Here is a 21831-nt window from a genome sequence, read left to right as displayed (position 1 = left end):
CTCCTGTTGCTGATAAAAATTAGCCAACTCGCAAACTTTGAGCCGCTATTTTGAGTGGAGCGAGCAATTCCAAGGGTACGTGCAGCTGATTGAGAGTTGTGCTTTCTGTGCTTTTGGAGTTAGCGGGGCCGTGGTAATCGCTACCGCCAGTTACGAGTAAACCATACTGGTGGCACAAACCTAAGAGAGTTTTTTGCTGTGTTGGGGTGTGATGGGGATGGTAGACTTCCACTCCCATTAAACCAGCGGCTACCAATTCCTTGAGAACTTCTTCCACAGCACCACCTCGGAACAGGTAGGCATGGGCCCACACGGGGACAGCACCGCAATTGCGTAATAATGTGATGCCATCAACGATCGAGAATTTTTCGTAATGCACGTAAGCGGGGCCATCATCGCCCAACCAGCGATCGAATGCTTCGGCAGATGTTTTTGCATAACCCGCTTGCACCAGTGCTGTGGCAATATGAGGGCGTCCGGGTGCCATGCCTTCTCCCATTTCGGGCAATTTAATTGGATATCCCAATGCGGCTAAATTGGCAAGCATTTTGGCGGCGCGGCGTTTCCGTCCTTCCAGGCGTTCTGACAGGGCTGGTGCCAGTTGTTCTCGATTTGGGTAAAAACCGAGAATATGCAGAGAGCGATCGTTGTGGACGGTGCTAAGCTCTACACCGGGGACAATTTCTAGGCCGCAGACAGAGGCAGCAGCTATTGCTTCATCCCAACCTGAGAGGGTATCGTGGTCGGTAATTGCCAAGGCTTTCACTCCCGCTTGGGCGGCTTTTTTGACGAGGGCACTTGGAGTGAGGGTGCCATCAGAGTAAGTAGTGTGACAGTGAAGTTCTAACATTCTGGTTAAAGGTAGTCTCGGTGTACGGGCATCGGGCGAAAAATTTTATTCTAGAAGTTACAAACCTGGATGTATAGCATATCTTCGGTGTTTGAGGTCGCTTGCACCTCACCTCTCACCGGAATAAGGGGACTGTAAGTATGATAGCCAAGATAAACAGTCTTGTTGCTAAATTTGCCACAATTAGTTTGGGGGTTGAGAGCGTAACGCCGGATCTTCCATATTTACTATGCTATTTGAGCAGAGGAGCAGAGGAGCAGAGGAATAAAAATGTTATTTGTTTGAACAAAAGCATAACAACTCCGAAAGAGCCGAACGCGATCGCGTTACCCTTTGTTTCTGACTGACTAACGGTAAACATTGACTAATCAACAACAAATTCTCAAAACTGGTAACAGATAACCGATAAATGCAATACCAAATTGGTGGTACTCTCACAAAAAATGCGCCCAGTTATGTGGAACGGCGAGCTGATTCCGAGCTTTATGAAGCTTTAAAGCAGGGTGAATTTTGCTACGTCCTTAACTCTCGGCAAATGGGCAAATCTTCACTGCTGGTCAGAACCAAGGAGCGTCTCCAACAGGAAGGATTTAAGTGTACCGTTATCGACATGACCGTTGTTGGTGGTGAAAATATCACCCCACTGCAATGGTATAAGGGAATTATTGCCGATTTATGGTCAGGCTTGAATTTATCAAAAAAACTTAATTTTAAAGCTTGGTGGCGCGAACAAGAAGATATTTCCTTACTCCAAATCCTGAGTTTATTTATTGAAGAATTACTGCTAGTTCATTTTCCCAACGATCGAGTCTTTATTTTTCTTGATGAAATTGATAGCATTCTCAGCCTAAATTTTTCTGTAGATGACTTCTTTGCTCTGATTCGGTTTTGTTATAACCAAAGAGCAATTAACCCCGCTTACAACCGCATTACTTTTGCTATTTTCGGAGTGGGCACGCCATCCGATTTAATTCAAGACCAAAATCGCACGCCATTTAATATTGGTAGAGCCATCCAATTAACTGGTTTTGATTTGCCCGAAGCTGCGCGACTAGCTGAGGGATTAAAAATCAAACAAGGGAACGCACAGGCAATTTTAAAAGAAGTTTTAGTTTGGACGGGAGGACAGCCATTTCTCACTCAGAAGCTTTGTAAGTCGATCGCGCTTTCAAGCCAAAATACCATGAGTGGAATGCTGACCATTCCGCCGGGAACAGAGGCATACTGGGTGGAAAGCATAGTCAGGTCAAGCATCATCGAGCGCTGGGAATCCCAAGATGAACCGGAACATCTGCGGACAATTCGCGATCGCATCGAACGCAATGGAAAACGCGCCGGAAGAATGCTGGGCATATACCAGCAAATCTTACAAGGTGTTGAAGTTAAAACAGATGATAGTCGAGAACAAATTGAATTGCTACTCAGTGGTTTGGTTGTCAGGGAGAAGGGATTGTTCAAGGTAAAAAATCCTATCTACGAACAAATTTTTAACATCAAGTGGGTAGAAAAACAATTAACTTCTTTGCGTCCTTATTCTCAGACATTGGATGCTTGGGTAGCATCAAAACAGACTGACAGCTCGCGTCTGTTGCGCGGACAAGCTCTAAAAGATGCCCTCGCTTGGGCGTTGGGTAAAAGTTTGAGTGACTTGGATTATCAATATTTAGCTGCCAGTCAAGACTTGAGCAAGCAGGAAACTCAAAATGCCCTAGAATGTCTTGAACAAGCTAATCAAATCCTTTCATCAGCTAGACGGAAAGTAAAGAAAGAACACCTCAAGCACAGAATTTGGCCTGGTTGGACTGGCGTAACTGCTATATGCGTTGCTAGTTCGATTGTTTTGTTACGTTTGATGGGATTATTGCAGGGAATTGAATGGGATGTTTTAGACCAGTTTTTTCGCTTTCGTCCTTTAGAATCTCCCGATCCGCGTATAGTTATTGTCACTGTTGATGAAACCGATATTACTCAAATTGGACAGTGGCCTATGCCCGATACAATTTTAACTCAGGCAATTAAAAATATAAAAGCTCGCAATCCCAGAGCGATCGGTCTAGATCTGTATCGAGATTTGCCCGTAGAACCCGGTCATCAGGCATTAAAACAACTGTTTGAGTCCACTCCTAATCTGATTGGGATTGAAAAAATCGTTGGCAATAGGATTCCTCCACCGCCAATCTTAAGTCAGTTGGAACAAGTTGGCTTTGCTGATGTGGTGTTGGATGCGGATGGCAGAATCCGTCGCGGGTTGATGTCGGTTGAACACCAAAAGCAAATTCATTTGAGTTTAGGATTGCAACTTGCCTTAATATATCTAAAAGCCGAAGGGGTAACTGCAAAACAGTTAAACGACTATCGGTTGCAGTTAGGTCGAGCTATCTTAGTACCTTTTCATGGGAATGAAGGCGGCTATGTCCGGGCTAATTCTGGTGGGTATCAAATCTTGCTGAATTTTCGCGGTTCCTTAGATAATTTCCAGACAATATCTTTCGCCGATGTGCTGAAGAATCGGATTCCGCCAGATTTGATGAAAAATCGGATTATTATCATCGGTACAACTGCTGAAAGCCTCAATGACCTTTTTTATACGCCCTACAGCAGCAGTTTGTTCCGCACGCCTAAGCGTACATCGGGAGTGGCGATTCATGCTAATTTGATCAGCCATATTTTGAGTGCTGCTTTAGATGGGCGACCTTCGATCCGGGTTTGGACTAAACCGCAAGAGTGGCTGTGGATTTTGGTTTGGTCAGCTATCGGCGCATTGTTAAGCTGGAGGTTGAAGCCTTTGCAAATCGCGTCCGGTATCTTTTTAGCTGGTTCGGGGTTATTATTGGTTGCTTACCTGGCTTTTTTGCGGGGGTGGTGGTTACCCGTTGTTGGGCCAATGCTGGGTTTGGTCGCAGCTGCGATCGCTTTTGCGATCGTCATCAACAAACGATTAGAACAGCTTCAACTCCGACGAATTCTGGATTTACTTTTAGAAGAATGCGCTACTTATCCCACTGCGGGGCGTATTGCGATTGAATATCTCAAGCAATCAGAAAGCGATCGCAATCAAGCTTTTATCCAAAAGTGGACGATCGATCGAAATTTACGCTAAAACTCAAGTCAAATGGGTAATAGTCCGCACTTTGCTATAAGTATGTGGGCATAATTAAACGTAAAACTGCCACGATTAGAAACCCGGTTTCTTGGAGAAACCGGGTTTCTTGGACAATACCTTCGCCATTTCTTTGTAGGTTGGGTTGAGTGAAGCGAAACCCAACGCATTTGCCCTAGTTTCGTGCCTCAACCCAACCTACAAAGCTTCTTCCTGCCAGGATTAGAAACCCGGTTTCTTGGAGAAACCGGGTTTCTGGGAGTTCAGTTTATTTACGCCCACCTACTTATCTACTTCCTTTCCATTACCCGAATCACTCCTTGTAACATCGGATCGTTAGGATCGAAATTTTGTTCGCAAACTAAGCCCAAAAACCACGTATATTCCTTATTACTTTCCATTCTTGGGGCATCTTCTGGTAATTCAAAAGTAAATTCACCAGGACTTATAGGCACTGACAGAATTGTCTGGTAATAGTAACTTTCATTGGCATCTCTCAAGCTAAAAAAGATTTTTTTAGCTACAGTTTTAGGAATGTAAACCGAAAAAACTGGGCGTTCTGAAATGGATTGACTATAGCTTGGTATGAGAACTTTGAAACCAGATAAACCCTCGACCAATTCATCTTCTGCACAACGTCCTCCGTTACGAGATCCTGCTCCTGCTGTGTCATCTGGAGTGCCATCTTTAGGCGGTTTAAAAATTGTATTAGAGTTGGTATTTATAAATAATTCACTCTGCGCCATTACGGGAGGTGCTACTATCATTTGCAATCCTATAAACATAGCAAATAAAATCAAATACAAGCAGATTTTTTTTACGATCATGGTTCAAACTCCTTTGTGGTAAACCAACATTTCGCCAAAGCCTGAAAAATAAACGACCTGGCAGTTTAACTGAGCCATAAGCGATCGCCCTCACAGCCAATTACCGAGCAATATAAAAGGTGCCCAATAATAGGGATGATTGTATTTTTCTTGCTTAAGCAGTAATAATTGAGCTTGACGAAGTGCTTCAGCTTTGTTTTTACCCCCTTGAATCAGATTTTTGTAAAATTCTACCATTAGCTTGGTTGTAGATCGATCGTTGACACTCCACAGCGTTGCCACCGTACTGCGAACTCCAGAACGCACAGCTAATCCTGCCAATCCTAAAGCTGCTTTTTTGTCTCCAGAAGCAGTTTGACAAGCGCTGAGAACGAGTAGTTCAATAGGTTTTTGGCTGTTTTGTTCACTGATTTTGAGTAATTGAGATAAAGTGTAGACATCAATCCGACCGTCCCAAGTTAACACAAAAGTATTTTCCGGTTTGGAACTAAACTGACCGTGGGTAGCCAGGTGAACGACAGGATAAGAATGGGTTTCAATTTGCTTTTCTAAAGCTTGACGAGTAAATTTTTCATCAAGAATAACTTGAGAATAAACTGTCTCGCTAATTTGTTTTACTTCATCTTTTACAGCAGGTAAAGCGGCAAAACCACTTCGAGCTTCAGTTAAACCTCCGATTAAAGATTGGAGTTTAATTTGTGGTAGCGATCGCGGTTCTAATAACTGCAAACCAGCCGTTAGCGCGACGCTGTATTTTTCAATCAGATAGCGATCGCCATCGTGAAGTGCTGCCATAGGGACGTTGCGAAACACACCATCTAGCACGAATACTAAAGTTTCGAGCTTATTTTTAGCTAATTGCACTTCTACAGGTCGAATTAGCCAGTCATAAACTTGTTGGGAAAGACGCAGGCGCTTTTGGTTTGATATAGCCGGACTCATTGTCTGTCGCAATTCGCTGATTGTTTGTTCAACTTCAGCTTGAGGTAGTGCGGTACTGTATGTACTTAAGGGTTGTCCGGGAAGGGAGAGAATTGTTGCTAAACGGTCTGCTAGAATAATGGGATAAATGACCGCAGCAGTGCGATCGCCCTCTTTTATAACTTTTTCAATTTGCTCTGTTTTAGGATTTAAACAAGGGATGCGAAAGAAGTTTTCTAACTCTGCTAGCTGAAGCGATTCTATCACATTTCTCGCTTGTTTGAGGTTATCTTGATTATCCGGGTATAGCAACAAAAGGCTGACGAGATTGCGGTAAATTGGTTCGATTTGCTCCTGAAAATAAAATTGCACGTTCTCGTTGGTGGCAACTAAATCGCTGCGAAGAGATTGCAGTGTATTGTAAGCTTGTTTATTATAAGCGATCGCCCCTTCGATATCCCCTTGTTCTCTGAGAAGTCGTGCTATTTGCCATTCCCATTGATAAGTAATCTCAGCAGCATTAATGTCCAGAGCGATCGCAAGGGCTTGTTGCGTTACCGTTTGCGCCTCTGACCACTGTTGAGTTTGTTCGTATAATTGACCTAGCGTTCCTAAAGCGTGAGATTCTGCTTTTTTATCTCCCAGACTTTTCGCCTGTTGTACTGCTTCAGCTATAAGTTGGGCAATTCCTTGATTATCGATCACCGCGATTTTTCTTGCTCGTGCATTAAAATCTTGGATTAGTTCTTGCTTATTAACAAAATCGATCAGATTATGCGCCAAATAAACCCGTGCGTAAATATTATCGCGACTGGGTGGTAAATTAGTTATATTCGCTAAAATTTGCGGAATTAATACCTGAGCATCTGCTAACGCATTTACTTCCAACAATAAGCTCATTTGATTGATCTGGGCAGATAATGTTACAGCCAGCCAATCTTTATTTGTAGTTCTACTTTTCAGCGCTACAGCCTTTCGGTAATAGTCCAAAGCGACTTCTATTTCGCCTAGCATTCTAGCAGTATTGCCCAAACTGAATAGCGTTTCACTTATTTGTGCAGGCAAATTTAACTGTTGAAAAATCGCCAAACTTTGCTCTAAAATTTTTTGGGAGCGAGGTAAGTTGCCGATCGTCCCTAAAGCCACGCCTAAACCGCGCAAACCAATGGCTTGCAGCGGAAAATGAAAGCGCTGCTGCATCTTTTCCACGAGTCGCTCGAAAGTATCTGGAGCGACCCGATCTAAGCCTTGACAATTTGATTCTTGAATGTTAAGCGATCGCATTAAATCATCAATCTCAAGCGCTTGTAATAATATATTGCAGGAACGACGGTATTGCCCCTCCTCTTCCAATGCTTGCGCCTGATTAATTTTACTGCCTAGCACCCCTATTTCATCTTTTGTTTGAAAATAAAGCTTTTCTGCCATTGACCAGCTTGCCAGAGCAGCTTGAGCTTTTCCTTGCGCCAATTGCAAACTTGCTTGAGTATCGAATGCTTGAGCCAAAATCTTGAGATTAGGTAGCCTTTTTAAGATAGTTATGCTTTGAGCGATCGCCTTTTCCGCCTCTACATAATCTCCCAAACCTTCATAAGCCCAAGACAAATAGTATAAACTTTGAGCTTGGTTTGCCATATCTGCCAAAGCCTCAAACTCTTTGGCTGCTTTTTGCAAGTCCTCAACTGCCGCAGTAAAACGACCAGACTGATAATCGTTTTTGCCTTTTTCTAATAAAGTAATAGCAGTTCCAGGCTGACTTACTGGTATAACAGTTAACTCTTGTGCAGAGCCGGACAGAATTGCTGTGACAAATAACAGTGTCAGTAACGTTAAGGCAATGAAAGTGCTTAATCTCCTACGTGCTTTTATGGTAGGCATTGACTTCGTTGAGAGAGCAACTGAGAAGTGCGATCGGCTTGGGCCGTAAGTATAATAGTGCCATTTGAACTCATTATCCAACCTTGCGCCTCCACAATTTGTTCGCTGCCCGTATCATTTGGCAATTTTTCGCGATCGATTCTTCTACTGACTTCTCTAGAGCGATCGGACAACGCAAATAAATCTCGCCTGTCTCGCCACAATTCTCGACTCCTGAGCATTTGGTTCGGACTATCAGGTAAACCGCCCCGTCCCGTAATGGAAAAGCGATTACCGCTAGAGGCAGGACAACCGGCAATAATTTTATCTGATGGATCTTGGGGGGTATTGGGCAATTCTACTAACCCAGAAGCGGGGTCTACTTCTGGGGTATTAACTTTCACAACTCCATCAATACCCAGTTGAGAACTGGCAGTAATTTGACTATCGGGAAACACATAGACTCCGAGAGATGAAATCTCAATATTACCCCCATTTCCCTGAAAAGCATTGCCATTGATATCGCTATTTTCCAAAGCAACTAAAATGCCCGTATCAATGCTGATATTTCCGCCATCGCCACCACCACTGTCAGACGTTCCCGCACGAGTAGAAATTTGACTGTTATTTCGGAAATTCAGGGAATCAGAAATGTGCAGGTTAATATTACCCCCTTGACCATAAATGCTGGTAGCAACAATAGAGCCCTTATCCAAGAAAATAGAACGGGCAAAAATATTAATATCGCCCGCATTCCCAAAACCTTGCCCGCTGACGGAAACAGCGGCTCCATTGCGAATATTCAAATCTCCTGTAGTAATGGTGATGTTTCCCCCTTGTCCAGAAGCAGTTTGCACAGAAGAAGCAAATAAGCCCGTAGCCAGGAGTTGACCGACATTGGCTGGATCTGTCAGATCGATCGCCTCAGACACATTTACAGTCAAATTCCCTGCTTTGCCGGAAGAAAAGGAGGTAGTGAGTGCCAATGCGCCCCCTTTTGCAATCAGATGACGAGCAGTTAAATTCAGATCGCCCGATCGCGCATCGGTAAACGTGCCAGTACCTAAAAGGGAGTTATCTATTTCCAAAGTATCGATCGTATTAATCGTAATATTTCCTCCCTGTCCCAAACCCAAAGTGGAAGTTGCTACCAGTCCTCCATTGCGGGCAATAAAATTAGGCGTTTCGATTACAATGTTGCCAGCCGCCCCACCCCCGGCAGTGGCGTTGACGATACCGACATCGTAGTTAGCTAGCTTCACCGTACCATTAAAAGCCGGAACAATCAGATTTTGTTGCAGATAGTCAACTCCCACCCCAATTACTTCCACAGATTCAGCCGCATTAATAATAATATTGCCTCCCATACCGTCACCAGATGTAGAAGCATTGATAATCCCGTCATCGATTTGCAGCCTGCGCGTATTCAGTTGAATATTTGCACCTGAATTAGATACGGTGGTAGCCGCGATACTGCCTCGGTTGTTGACAATAATTGTGTCAGCATTCACCTCCAGCCTTCCGGCTTTGCCTATGCCATCACTTCTAAGGTTAATCGCACCATTATTGAGTACCCTAAAAACGGGTGTATTAATAGTTATGTTTCCGGCATCTCCTGAAGGGACATCAGGCAATCCAAAAAATTTTCTTATGGATTCACTCGTAATACTAGAAGACGATGAGATATTACTTGAATTTCCTGAAACTTCTACAAACTGAGAACCATTGACGGTGACGCTTCCGGCATCCCCATTGCTAGCAGTAGCAGCAGCGATAGTTGCTCCATCCTGAATTATGAGCGAACCTGTGTCGATCGTTAAGTTGCCTGCTCGACCTTCTCCAAACGATGACACATTGATATTGCTGGGAAGAGAACTTTTCTGTTCCCTTCCTATTACTTCTATCGAATTTGCCAGAACATTTACGGAACCTGCGTTGCCAGATCCGAAAGTTACTGATGTTACCGTTCCTCCATCTTCAACCGTCAACTGCCCCGTTGACAAAGTAATATTTCCCCCATTTCCCGACGCATAAGTTGTCCCAACAATAGCGCTCAGTAGGATGGGATTAACGGGTGAACTGCCAGCAACTCTGGTAGATTCAGCAGCATTAACGGTGATGTTGCCTGCTGTTGCTGGACTGTAGGTAACAGCTTCAATCTGTGCCGCACCGAGTATGTCTAGCCGCTTGGTTGAAAGCGCAATATCTCCTCCCATTCCCCCAACAGCTTGGGTGTGTAAGCCAGTGCGAATTGCGCCATCTGGAGTTGTGCCTATTAGTTGTACAGATTCGCTGGCATTGACGTTAATATTTCCTGAGAGTAGGGGACTTCGGTTTTGAATTAAAAGTACCGAACCATCGCGCATTTCCAAATTTCTCGCTTGCACCTGGATCGAACCGCTACCCGCACCGGAAACATCCGCCAAGGCACGTGAATTAAGTCTAATATCCCCGAAATTTTGTACATCAGAATAGTCTAAATTCCAGCCAAAAGCAGTAGGATTGATGCCAACAAAACCATCTTTAACGCTGCCTAATTCAATTCTTCCCGACTCAGCGGTTAGGGTGCCGCCAGAAATGGTAACATCGCCTCCAACCAAAGCGAGGGTATTTCCAGGCTGAACTCGCAACCCGGAATCGTTATTATCTCTTTGGTATGGTGAAAATATGGGAATTTTTACTGTTAAATTGTGTCCAGTGCCTGTTACTTGAATTGCGCCTGGATTTGACCCGTACTGCAAACCAAGGGGAACTTTGATAGTTAGCAATGGTGGAGTTTTTGGGTTGGTGGCACTGAAGGAGTAATTATCAAAAATCACACTGTTAGCTGTGCTGGCAAAGAAAGAACCGGAAATATCTAGCCTCGCATTTTCTCCAAAGATAATGCCATTGGGATTAACTAAAAAGAGATTGGCAGCACCGTTAATTCCTAACGTCCCCAAGATGCGCGAGGCGTTTTTACCAGTCACGCGAGTGAGGATATTGGCGATCCCGTTGGGGTTAGCGAAATAAACCTGCTGTCCGTCGTTGATGTTGAATTCCAGAAAACTGTGGAAGAGGTTGCTGCCTCGAATTGCTCCCCCTTCAATTAAGTCTCGTCCTCCTTCAGGGGTGAGAGTAGAAGTTTCTCCTCCCAAGGTGCTGTCTGGGGTAAGCTGAGCTGTCACGGGGATATTCACGAAGGCGAAAGCAGCTGCGATCGCGATCGTAGCACTGCCAAACTTCAAAATTTTTGCCATCTGCATCTATACAAATTGATTGAACTGTGCTAATATTGCCTATTGCTTTTTCTGGGAGGATTAGTTTGATCGATCGTTCTCTGTCTGCTCATCATCTTTCATTATATTTTCACTATCTAATGTAAGTTGCTAGTTATATCATTAAAGCTGGTAGCAGTAGGTACGTAGTTGCGCTTTAGCGCTCAAAGAGCGCTAAAGCGCAACTACGTACCCCATTATCCATTCTGAACAACAGCCAATGTGGGAAAAATGTTACAGCAGTTTTCAGGTGCAGAGAAACCCGGTTTCTTCAAGAAACCGGGTTTATGGAGTGTACTTCATGCAACTGAAACCGGCTGTAATTTAATGGGAGTAGTATTCCGATTAGTTTTTTTGAATTATTAGATGAGTTGGCTTGTATGTGCGAATAAAGTTAGTCATTACCTCTCTTTCTTCAATTGTTGGAGTTGCAAAACAGCCTGAAGTTCCGGTTTGAGAATTATTCTTGAATGCTGACGGGTCGTAGTGAACTCCCATTCCGCTGCGACCTGTCTTGAAAGTAGGTGTAACGGGTGACCAGACTCCACCAAACTCACCACCAGCCTTCTCCACACTGCCAGGGCGATCGAAAGTATAGACACCAAAGGGGATGGGAGTTTGAGACCCTTCTATGTCAGAGGGAGTTTGTTTGCCCACCCTGCCAGAAACGCACCGCACAGTATTAACTACTTTGCCTGTACCATCAATCAATTGAGTGCGGTAAACCTTTAGTCCGCCGCCAATAGTTTCGTTAGTCTGAGTAGCGACAACTTTAGGTCCTTTAATCGAGACAGAATTATCGTTGTTGTTGTCAGCTGGAGTTTCTCTAGAGAGAAAGTCAAAGGCTACCCAACGATTAGGGCTGATCTGCACCCAATTCTTTCCCCCACCCGCTACGGGGTCACCCGTAACCATTACCTTCGCACCATTAGCAACGGTATCAACGACCTGACCGTTGGGGCTAGAGCGAACATTTAAAGGGTCGCCCTGAGTTCTCACAATAGCGGTATAACTCATTGGTTTTTCTCCTTTAGGGAAGTAGATTTATTTAACTATATTCCTTGGTTTGGCTGCAATCTCTCTATGCTTGAACTTTCTGGATTTGGTGCAGATCCCTGGCCTAATACAGCTAAATCTGCCCTTGCGTTAGAAAGAGGTTTGGTTCCGCTGCATAACCCGGTTGTCAATTCAGATGGCTGACCGGAAGCGTAAATAAGGTACTCTCTACCTTTTTCAAAAGTATAGCCGCAACTAGCGCTGGAATTAGCTGTCATAATAACGCTCTGTCGCGTAACTCGGCCTTTCCAAACTTTGGAAACTTCCAATGTAACTTTAACTTCTGTAAAAAGTCGATCGGCTTCGGATTCGCTATTACTTTGGCCGTCAAGCGATCGGCGACGCACAACAATATCAGTTACTCTACCAGCAAAAACAGATCTGGCTTGTTGATAGCTTCTTCTAGGAGTAGTTGGAATACAACTACAAGCATTAGCAGGATTGCCACTTAAAATAACTAATAAACTGGTGGCAATAATTAGTATTTTTTTCATAGGTTACACCTGATGATTGGATCTCAATTCGATGATTCTGCTTGGCGCACAACTCAAATCATTGACTTATTCTATTGAGAAAAAGTTCCGCGTAGCGTAGGGTGCGTTACGGCTTGAGCCTAACGCACCCTACAAATTAATTGCAGAATGTGGGTTCAAACGTATTGCGGTTCGAGGAATGGATAGTCAGTATATCCTTTTTCGAGTTCGGTTTCGCTGATGGGTAAAAATGTTTTTGGATCGGGCCTGTTTAAAGCTGCGTTCGCTGCCCAGCGCTGGGGCAAATCGGGATTGGCTAAGAACAATCTGGCGAAGGAAACTAAATCAGCTTGACCGGAGGCTAAAATAGCGTTTCCTTTGGCTTTGTCAAAATCGCTATTAGTAACGAGCGTGCCTTTATAAATGGGGCGAAAAGTGGGCGTAACTGGATTAATTACATTGCGAGTTGCCAGGTCTGTTTCTTTCGGCTCTGGCATTTGGATATAAGCTAAATCAAAGTTGTTGAGAGCATTGATTGCATAACTAAAGGTTGCTATGGGATTTGAGTCGAAAATACCATAGAATGTATTGCTGGGTGTGAGTTTGACACCAACGCGATCGCTACCCCAAACCCCAGTCACCGCTGCCACAACTTCCAGCAAAAATCTGGCGCGGTTTTCAATCGATCCACCGTATTCATCGGTGCGTTTGTTAGCACCATCTTGGAGGAATTGATCGATTAAAAAGCCGAATGCGCCGTGTACTTCTATCCCATCAAATCCGGCTGTGATTGCATTTTTTGCACCGATGCGAAACTGTTCGACAATTTCGGAAATTTCGCGATCTTCTAGGGCGCGGGGTGTTTCAATTGGGACTTTGCCTAGTGGAGTATCTAGCTTCCATTCTGGTGCGATCGCACTCGGTGCTACAGGTATTTGCCCATTTAATAAGGACGGATGAGTGACGCGACCGCTGTGCCAAAGTTGGAGGAAAATTCGTCCTCCCTTATCATGCACTGCATCTGTAACTAACTTCCATCCATCAACCTGTTCTTGCGAGTAAATACCCGGACAATTGATGTACGCTTTACTGAGGGGAGAAACCATCGTACACTCAGTAATAATAAGTCCAGCCGATGCTCGTTGGGCATAGTAGGTTGCCATTATTGAGTTTGGGATATTGCCAATTGCTCGCAAACGACTCATCGGAGCCATCACTATTCGGTTTGGCAGAGTATAACGGCCAAGCTGTACTGGTGAGAAGAGATTGATGCTCATTGTTAATGTTTAATTACTCATTTTTAATTAACGAAGCTATTAATAAAATTCTCCATTGTCCCTTTTTTATTTTGACTTTTGACTTTTTTAGCCCCTTTTGCTGACGAAGTGGATTAGTAGCTGTATAGTATAGAACAACCTACAAGAGAATAGTAACAGGCGGGACTGATGGAACTAATCAGACGGACGACGCTTGTCTATCAAGCCGGAAGTTCAGAGAAAGTCTACGAAGTCGATCTTTGCCGCACTGTCAAGATCGTTATCTGGTCAACTTCCGCTACGGACGCCGTGGCGCTACCCTGAAGGAAGGTTCCTTGTATAGCAGTAATTTACCTCACATAATAAATGTAATAAAACCATCTCGATTTTTTTTATTATGCCAATTTACTTAATATTTTGATTTTTTCCTACTTTTCCTACTTACTTAATATTTCATAATCATAATTATTAAAATTAATTAAATTCAGATTGACATACTGAAAGCAGTAAATTATAGTGGATGTTGCTTAGCGACTAATTTGCTCCAACAAAAGTAGCTAAAAATTGTCCAGCAATATGGCTATTTTGAGTAATAAATTAGAAGCGATCGCCTGACGCGATCGAATCCCAGGAATGGGCGATTGGAAGTGACCGATTACCAATAACCGATCGCTATAAAATCTCAGATTCAAGGAGAGAATGTAAAAATGAAACGTCTAATCGTTTGCTGTGATGGAACTTGGCAACAACTAAATAGTGGTTACCCAAGTAATGTGATTAAGATTGCCCAGGCAGTGAAATCGAGTGCCAGTGACGGGGTTCCACAGATCGTGTTTTATGACGAGGGAATTGGAGTAGAAAGTCACAAGCTTTTGGGCGGAGTCACTGGACTGGGAATCGATGAAAATATACAAGATGCCTATCGTTTTCTTTGTCTCAACTATGAGCGTGGTGACGAAATCTATCTATTCGGGTTCAGTCGCGGTGCTTACACAGTCAGGAGTCTAGCGGGGATGATCCATTGCTCCGGTCTCCTAGACCGCCCTCATATTACCAGGGCATCTGAAGCCTACGAGCTTTACCGTAACCGAGACATTAAACCAAAGGATAAAGTAGCAGCCGATTACCGCGAAGATTACGGCGATCGCGTCCCTATCACCTTGCTTGGTTGTTTCGACACCGTTGGAGCCCTTGGTATTCCTGGTCTACCCGCCTTCCAGAAGTTGCACGAACAGCTCAATAAGAGGTACAGATTCCACGACACCACTTTAAATAAGTCGATTAAGAATGCGTTGCACGCCGTTGCGATCGATGAGGTTCGCGAAATCTTTGATGTTACCCCTATGAAGAAAAATCCTGATGCTGAGAACCAGCGGGTTATTCAAGTTTGGTTTCCAGGCGAGCATGGCTGCGTCGGCGGTGGAACGAAAGAACACAGCGGTTTATCAGATGCCGCCTTACAGTGGATGTTGGATTCAACCCGTAACCTTGGATTGGGGCTTGAATTCGATCCAAGTGTCATTCCCACAGGTATCAATCCCAACTATGAGATTGATTTTAAAAACGATCCTGGTTTCTTCAAATTGGCAGGAATCAAGTTCCGCGAGGTGGGCGATGCCATTGATGAGCTTCATGAAAGCACGATCAAGCGTTTGCAAAGCCGAAAGGACTACCGCCCCAAGAATCTAGAAAAGCTTTTATCCAAACTTAATTCAAATTGAAGAGGACAGAGAAGATTTCATCAAGTTCTCGGAATTGAGGATTGGACAATCAATCGAATCTACAAGAACCCAAAGGGGAAAGAATTATGTCTTCAAAAAGAGACACATCAAGAGACGGATTTAAAAACAAAATCGAGACTTTGCTTTTAACTAACTTAAAGCCGCTTTGGCACTTCATTCAAAGCAACGAGGGGCTTAGCAAAAAAGTCAACTCAACTCTCATTAACAATGCCGTCTTAAAAATTCCCACTCGGCCCTATCCGTTTAGCACTATGTCTCCCTATACGTCTTGGGAGTCATTAAACGATCGCACTTATTCGGGACTCCAACTACCGCCTACTGATTGGAAGCCCTTAACGGATAAAAACTACATAGGGGTTAATTTAACACCCACAGAGAATTTTGAAAAGAATTTGCCGGATGTTAAAGATTTGGAGGTTTTGTACCGCAAAAAAGGGAAGACGAAATATTCACGCAAATCCTCTCTGCTTTTCCCCTATTTCGTGCAATGGTTTACCGACAGTTTCCTGCGGACAGATCGACTGGATCACCGCAAAAATAGCTCCAACCACCAAATCGATCTGTGTAACGTCTATGGGTTGAACGCCAATATTACTCACCTGCTGAGGTCTCATCAAGGAGGCAAGCTAAAAAGCCAAATTATAAATGGTGAAGAATATCCTCCTTTTTACTATGATGAGAACGGACAGCCCAAGCAAGAATTCAAAGGAATTCCCCATCAAATAGTCGGTGAATACGACGAGAAAAAATCGGATAAACTACCCTATGAAAAAAGACAAAAATTATTTGTAATGGGGATCGAGTTAGAGCGTGTCAATGTGCAAGTTGGCTATGTAATGCTGAACGTTCTTAGCTTAAGAGAACATAATCGCGTGTGCGACCTCTTAGCAAAGAATTATCCAACTTGGGATGATGAACGTCTTTTCCAAACCGCCAGAAATATCGTGATGGCGGAGTTTCTGAAAATTGTGCTAGAGGATTATATCAACCACATTACTCCCTATCACTTCCAATTCTTCATCGATCCCCCAGCATTTATTGATGAAAAATGGTATCGCACCAATTGGATGTCGGTAGAATTTACTTTAGTTTATCGTTGGCATAGTATGCTGCCCGATAAGCTAATTCATGACGGGAAAGAAATGTCTGTGCCCGACACGATGTGGAACAACGATATGATTATCAACAAGGGTTTGGGAGCTATATTTGAAGAAAGTTGTTCCCAACCAGCAGCGCAATTGAGTTTATTCAATACGCCGGACTTCCTGATTCCAACCGAGACAGCCAGTATTCGTGTAGGTCGTGCGGCAAAATTAAGAACCTACAACGATTACCGCGAACTGTGTAAGTATCCACGGGTGACCGATTTCGATCAAATTAGTAGCGATGAAGATGTCCAAAAAGAATTGAAACGATTGTACGGTCACGTTGACAACATTGAGTTGTATGTAGGACTCTACGCAGAAGATTTGCGGCCAAATTCAGCCCTACCTCCTTTAGTCGGACGGCTGATAGGAATTGATGCCTTTTCTCAAGCTTTCACTAATCCGCTGCTGGCAGAAAATGTTTTCAATCCAGAAACTTTTTCACCAGTAGGTTGGGAAGAGATTATGAATACCAAGACCCTCTCCCAGGTGTTGAATCGTAATGTTCCTCCCGGTAAAGAGTACAGAGTTTCTTTTTATAATGAGGGTTGGCAACCAGATTAACGAGCTGACTGAACTGGAGTTGGGTTACAAATTGTAAAGTGTACGCCCTTTTTTCAAATATAGAACTCCAGTTCAATAATAGCCGACAGTCTCAGTGGTGAGTTGTTCGTGGTTTATGAGATTACGCAATGAACCACGAACAACTTACACCTGAGTTCGCCCGACATCCCGTTAAAAATCGGGTAAATTAGAAGGGGAAAATACCAACCATTATCGCCATTATCAGCTTTTAAAAGGTTATTTATGAGCAAGAAGTTATTTACCGAATATCCCGAACAGGACGAGATCAAATACTACGATCTTTTGGTTGAGCAGGCCAAGCTTCGGATGGATAATCTTTACGGCAATAAGGAGCGGGCGCTGCGCGATACTCACGCCAAAACTCATGCCTGCGTTAAAGGAACTCTGGAAATTTTTGACTTTGATGAGGAAGCGATTAAACGGGAATTGGGCAAACGCGCCTCGTTAACTTCTTCGCAACTCAATGCGATTTCCATTAAGCAAGGTTTGCTGGCAAAACCCAAAGAATATCCTGTTTGGTTGCGATTTGCTAACGGGGCTACCAAAGTAGCCAATGATTACGCCCAAGATTCGCGCTCAATTTCAGTGAAAGTCATGGGGGTGGAAGGGGAACGACTCGCGCAAAGCCACGAGTCAAAAACCCAGGACATCATTGTTCACAATTCAGAGATATTTGTGAGCCAAACCATCAAAGATTACTACGGCTTTTTTTCTGCTCTTGTGGAATCACCAGATACATTGAAAAAGTGGCTAATGCGACATCCCAGACACTTTCTAGCGGTGTCAACGCTTACGGGTAGCCGGACTCCGAAGAGTTTGCTAACAGCAAAATATTGGAGCGGTTCACCCTCTGCTTTGGGTCTCTATCCCGATTTCGATCCCTCTCAGCCTGGTATAGTTCCTGTCGAATATCCCGCTGTAATTAAGTATGGGTTTACTCCGGTTTCATGCAAACCACCGCACGAGATAATTCCCGAACAATCTCGACCGGGAATTCCTAAAATTCCCTTTGTCGATCGGGCCAAAGCCTTGGGTTTAGATCCCAATCAACCAGACAATTATTACCGGGATGATCTAATTCAAGCCCTGGCGAAACCTGATGCTCAATACTGGTGGGATTTTGGCATCCAGTTCCAAACCAGCCTAAAAATGCCGATCGACGATGGCATCAATGTCTGGAAAGAACAGGAATCACCCTTCTTGAAAGTAGGTCGTCTCACCGTCAATCATCAGATTATTGATTATGAAAAACAATCGGATTTCAACGAAAACCTGAGATATTCTCCCTGGAACGGTTTAGCAGTTCATCGTCCAGTAGGTGCGATCAATCGGATACGCGGTGTTGTTTACCCCGTTGTAGCGAATTATCGCCTTCAAAAGCGAGGTATTGTCCACCAAGAACCAACAGGAGCGGAAACATTTAACTAAGAATACATCCGTCAGAATGGGAATAATCATTTAGGAAGGCGAACTGAATGACATAGGCTAAAGTTTAACGCCAAGGTGTGAGGTAAGTTTGAAAACTTCCTCACCCCTATTGTTAGTCACTACAAGTTTAGGCTACCTGTAGTGTCTGTGGCTCTGGTAGGGGCTTACCCGTTTGCTCATAGCCATACACCAAATCTTCTAAAACTTCCTTGGCGTTCTCAAGTGCTTCTTCATAAGTTTCGCCGTGTGTTCGAGCGTATTTCCCCCATTCAGGCAAACTAGCAACATACGCTCGATCGTTCTCAGACCACTGAATCAAAATGCTATATTTCATTCATCCCCTTGCTCTAACTGCTGCTGTTCTTCTATCGCGCCATTTAATCATTAGCCAGTCTTTGCACAAAAGCTTGATGTTCCTGACTTGCTAAACCCTGCTGCAATATTTCTAAAACTTTTGCTAAATTACCCCCTAATAAAGCTGCTTTATCCAACCACAACCCCGGAAAGACTTGAGAGCAAATTACACCATCAGCATTCGGCTCAACTTGAATATATTCCCCGGCATTTAATCTAAACCAATCGAATTGACGATCGTAAACTCGCCAAACTAAATATTCTTGTACTCCATTGCGACGGTAGACTGTCAGTTTTTTATGCAAATCTAGAGACGCAGTAGAAGCGGCAATTTCTACTATTAATTCCGGCGCACCTTCCACATAATCATCGTCACTGATGCGCGATCGGCCCCCCTGTTCTATTCTCAATAAAGCATCCGGTTGCGGTTCGTTATCGGCATCCAGACGCACCGTTGGATTATCACCTAGCCTTACTCCCGGTGTACCAGCCTTGTATGTAGCCAACCAGCCCATAATGTAAGCATGAGGCTCTGCGTGACTTTCAAATCTTAACGGAGATGCCATATAAACCATTCCTTCAATCAATTCAGCTTTTTTGACTTCAGGCATTGCTTCATAGCGACGCTCAAATTCAGCGCGGGTGAGCTTGTCGCCGTTTTCTAAAGGAGGAATGGTCAAAGGAGGAAAAATCGCGCTAGCAGATATCATAAGTTTTCAACCTACAGATCGCACTGTGCTAGATACTGCCAATTGTAGCAAAGATAAGTAAATCCTGTATTGTTTAGTTACAATATCGATTTTTTACATACTGTTTCAACACAGTATTTAAAGTAAAAAAGGTTGTCTTACCCTGTTCTTTTGCCTCCAATAACAGCCGCCTCCCTAGCGATTGCATGGCATTCAATAAATCTGCGGTAGATAACTGTACTGTCTTGGCAATTTGCGGCAAAGTAACGGGTTCTGTTTCATTAGCAAGCTGAATCATTACTGCTTGTTCCGGCTGGGTTAGACGCTGAAATTGTTGGTCTAACTGTGCTTGTAAAGATTCGCATAAGATTGGCGCGTCACATTGTAAAAAGTCAGAAACATTACCTCCAAATAATTCTTGAATCATGGTGGCGGTGAACTCTAACCAGAGGGGATTTCCTTGATAGGAATTAATCAAAATTTCCCAACTGTCTTCATCTGATAAATTATGCTGTTTGAGAATTTCTTTAGCTGCTACGCCTAAACTCTCTAATACTAAGGAATGCACATAGTTATTTAGTCTTTCTAGTTTGGCGATTTCTCTGGGTTTTTCCCAACTAATTAATAGTAAGCTACTCTGATGACAAAGTTCGGCTATTTGTTTGAAAAATAAGTGATAATCTTCATATCCAGATTTATATTGACCTGCGAGTTGTCCGCTGCTGAAAAGCATCTGTACGTCATCGAAGATAATCAGACAGCGATATTTGCGTAGGTAGTTGATGAGTTGGGAAAGTTGCGTTTCGATCGCGTGGGGGATCTCTGCTTGCTGGGAGAAGATTTGCAGCAAGTTGGTGAGGGTTGCATCTGGGGTTGGCGAAAAGCGGAGGCTGCGATAGATGACGTAATCAAAATGGGTTTTGATTTGTTCTATGAGTCGCAGTGCGAGGGTAGTTTTGCCAATTCCGCTGATACCCAGGAGTGCGATGAGGCGATCGCGATCTTGTAATATCCAGGTTTCGAGGGTGGTGAGGGAGTCGGTGCGATCGTAGAAGCTGAAGATTTCCGGTGCGTCGCCTAAGTCGATGTGCGATCGGGTTTGGGTTTGTTGCGGTTGTGGTGTGGGGGTGTGCGATCGAGATTTTTCTGGACAAATGTTAAGGTTATTGACTGTAATAGTTTCGCCAACAATAGCTGATGAAATATTATTTTTGTAAATTTTTGCCTTTTCTAATATCGCTCGAAAATTCGCTTTAGTAATATCTTGTCCCAATCCCTTAGATAGTATTTTCCATAATTTTGACCCGACATCCCTGACATAACCTTCACTAGAGTGAGTTGCTTCTGCAATTTCCGCGTATTTCTGATCTTGTAATGTACCCCGCAGTATAGCTTCTTGCAGATAATCTAGGTGTTCCCCTGTTTTGGCTAAAACTAGCTCGTCTGTCAATTTTAAGATTTCTTTAATATCCATCATGTCAGCAATGGGCTATAGTTTGCCCTATTATATCCGACATTTACGACATTTCTTACATTTCTGACATTTTATGGTTATAAAATTACCGACATTTCCGACTGACAGAAGCTTTCCGCAGTGAGATTATAGAGAAAGGAAAAAAATACACTGATGGCAATTCAATGAGGTAAGAAGCAATGGGCAAAAGAAATGAAGTTGGTGGCCCTGTATGCGACCACTGCGGAAGCACCAAGATGGAAGAGGTCGGAAGAAGAACAATAAATCAATACACAGAAAGAGTGGTATATAAATGCCAGGAATGCAAAGAAGAAACTGTCATTGATACCGATTCACCCCCATAAAAGCTTGATTGAGCGATTTATTTAACGCACTTTAGGAGGGAAATATTTAAATTATGGCAAGCGAGAAACCCCCAGATAAACAAAATAAATCTAAGGAAGAAATGGAGAGATCAATCTAACTCACAACCTTCACAACCAACAATGAGTGAAATCAAAAAAGAGATTTTATTTTATGAGCAATGAGAAACCACCAGATATAAGAGATCCCAACGCTTTTGAAGCTAAAGATGGAAAACCGTGTCCATCATGTGGCGGAACAGGAACGAAAAAGCCAGAAGGTGCTGTCAGAGAAGCTCAATGCCAAAAGTGTCAAGGTAAAGGCTGGATTAGATAACAAATGTAGGGTGCGTTACACTTCGTTAACGCACCGCAGTATCGGGAAGGATGGGGAGAGGGTCAAGAGCGGGCGATCGCTTGACTTTTAAGAGATTTGCTACAACTTTAAAATTAATTTTAAAACTAAAGGAGATAAT

The 21831-nt window shown here is 43.5% G+C and carries 18 protein-coding genes; 7 read left to right on the top strand and 11 right to left on the bottom strand.

Features of this window, described 5'->3' with window-relative positions:
- Window positions 1-19 precede the first annotated feature (19 nt).
- Entirely contained in the window at window positions 20-850 is an 831-nt protein-coding gene (locus LAY41_RS23175) for a PHP domain-containing protein (RefSeq protein ID WP_249103335.1), read from the bottom strand.
- 140 nt (window positions 851-990) lie between these two features.
- On the opposite strand from LAY41_RS23175, the gene LAY41_RS23170 reads away from it, so the two are divergent.
- Together LAY41_RS23170 and LAY41_RS23165 are read left to right on the top strand one after the other, a co-directional pair.
- Window positions 991-1197, top strand: coding sequence for a hypothetical protein (locus tag LAY41_RS23170; protein WP_249103333.1), 207 nt, complete (start codon window positions 991-993; stop codon window positions 1195-1197).
- A 62-nt stretch (window positions 1198-1259) separates the two neighbouring features.
- Complete coding sequence (locus tag LAY41_RS23165) at window positions 1260-3950, top strand: CHASE2 domain-containing protein (RefSeq protein WP_249103332.1); 2691 nt, start codon at window positions 1260-1262, stop codon at window positions 3948-3950.
- A 290-nt stretch (window positions 3951-4240) separates the two neighbouring features.
- Here LAY41_RS23165 and LAY41_RS23160 read toward each other — a convergent pair whose 3' ends face one another.
- From LAY41_RS23160 to LAY41_RS23135, 6 genes are all read right to left on the bottom strand, one after another.
- Entirely contained in the window at window positions 4241-4777 is a 537-nt protein-coding gene (locus LAY41_RS23160) for a DUF928 domain-containing protein (RefSeq protein ID WP_249103331.1), read from the bottom strand.
- Window positions 4778-4867: 90 nt separating this feature from the next.
- Window positions 4868-7576, bottom strand: a complete 2709-nt coding sequence (locus LAY41_RS23155) for a CHAT domain-containing protein (RefSeq protein WP_249103330.1) — start codon at window positions 7574-7576, stop codon at window positions 4868-4870.
- Window positions 7564-10794: a two-partner secretion domain-containing protein gene (locus LAY41_RS23150; RefSeq protein WP_249103329.1), complete on the bottom strand. Its 3231-nt coding sequence runs from the start codon at window positions 10792-10794 to the stop codon at window positions 7564-7566. Before LAY41_RS23150 ends, LAY41_RS23155 begins: the two co-directional genes overlap by 13 nt.
- Window positions 10795-11157: 363 nt before the next feature.
- A complete protein-coding gene (locus LAY41_RS23145; RefSeq protein WP_249103328.1) occupies window positions 11158-11829 on the bottom strand; it encodes an SH3 domain-containing protein in 672 nt (223 codons plus the stop codon).
- Window positions 11830-11864: 35 nt separating this feature from the next.
- A complete protein-coding gene (locus tag LAY41_RS23140; RefSeq protein ID WP_249103327.1) occupies window positions 11865-12362 on the bottom strand; it encodes a hypothetical protein in 498 nt (165 codons plus the stop codon).
- A 155-nt stretch (window positions 12363-12517) separates the two neighbouring features.
- Entirely contained in the window at window positions 12518-13618 is a 1101-nt protein-coding gene (locus tag LAY41_RS23135) for an alkene reductase (RefSeq protein ID WP_249103326.1), read from the bottom strand.
- Between the two features lie 168 nt (window positions 13619-13786).
- Between LAY41_RS23135 and LAY41_RS32395 the strand changes: the two genes are divergently transcribed.
- The gene (locus tag LAY41_RS32395; protein WP_275974347.1) at window positions 13787-13921 is read left to right on the top strand and encodes a hypothetical protein; all 135 of its coding nucleotides are present in this window, start codon (window positions 13787-13789) and stop codon (window positions 13919-13921) included.
- Window positions 13922-14154: 233 nt separating this feature from the next.
- On the opposite strand, the gene LAY41_RS32390 is transcribed toward LAY41_RS32395, so the two are convergent.
- On the bottom strand, window positions 14155-14289 hold the full coding sequence (locus tag LAY41_RS32390; RefSeq protein ID WP_275974346.1) for a hypothetical protein: 135 nt from the start codon (window positions 14287-14289) through the stop codon (window positions 14155-14157).
- A 15-nt stretch (window positions 14290-14304) separates the two neighbouring features.
- Between LAY41_RS32390 and LAY41_RS23130 the strand changes: the two genes are divergently transcribed.
- From LAY41_RS23130 to LAY41_RS23120, 3 genes are all read left to right on the top strand, one after another.
- Window positions 14305-15318 carry a DUF2235 domain-containing protein gene (locus LAY41_RS23130; protein WP_249103325.1) on the top strand — a complete coding sequence of 338 codons (1014 nt, stop codon included), beginning with the start codon at window positions 14305-14307 and terminating at the stop codon, window positions 15316-15318.
- Between the two features lie 86 nt (window positions 15319-15404).
- Entirely contained in the window at window positions 15405-17048 is a 1644-nt protein-coding gene (locus LAY41_RS23125; RefSeq protein WP_249103324.1) for a peroxidase family protein, read from the top strand.
- Window positions 17049-17291: 243 nt separating this feature from the next.
- Window positions 17292-18497, top strand: a complete 1206-nt coding sequence (locus LAY41_RS23120; RefSeq protein ID WP_249103323.1) for a catalase family protein — start codon at window positions 17292-17294, stop codon at window positions 18495-18497.
- 127 nt (window positions 18498-18624) lie between these two features.
- Here LAY41_RS23120 and LAY41_RS23115 read toward each other — a convergent pair whose 3' ends face one another.
- The 3 genes from LAY41_RS23115 to LAY41_RS23105 form a co-directional block, all read right to left on the bottom strand.
- Window positions 18625-18831, bottom strand: coding sequence for a type II toxin-antitoxin system HicB family antitoxin (locus LAY41_RS23115; protein WP_249103322.1), 207 nt, complete (start codon window positions 18829-18831; stop codon window positions 18625-18627).
- 43 nt (window positions 18832-18874) lie between these two features.
- On the bottom strand, window positions 18875-19561 hold the full coding sequence (locus LAY41_RS23110) for a Uma2 family endonuclease (protein ID WP_249103321.1): 687 nt from the start codon (window positions 19559-19561) through the stop codon (window positions 18875-18877).
- Window positions 19562-19634: 73 nt separating this feature from the next.
- A complete protein-coding gene (locus LAY41_RS23105) occupies window positions 19635-21014 on the bottom strand; it encodes an ATP-binding protein (RefSeq protein ID WP_249103365.1) in 1380 nt (459 codons plus the stop codon).
- A gap of 516 nt (window positions 21015-21530) precedes the next feature.
- Between LAY41_RS23105 and LAY41_RS23100 the strand changes: the two genes are divergently transcribed.
- On the top strand, window positions 21531-21692 hold the full coding sequence (locus LAY41_RS23100; protein WP_249103320.1) for a hypothetical protein: 162 nt from the start codon (window positions 21531-21533) through the stop codon (window positions 21690-21692).
- The last annotated feature ends 139 nt before the right edge of the window (window positions 21693-21831 follow it).

It is taken from the genome of Argonema galeatum A003/A1, from assembly GCF_023333595.1.
GTDB classification, from domain to species: Bacteria; Cyanobacteriota; Cyanobacteriia; order Cyanobacteriales; family Aerosakkonemataceae; genus Argonema; species Argonema galeatum.
This window is presented reverse-complemented; position numbering and strand designations above follow the sequence as displayed.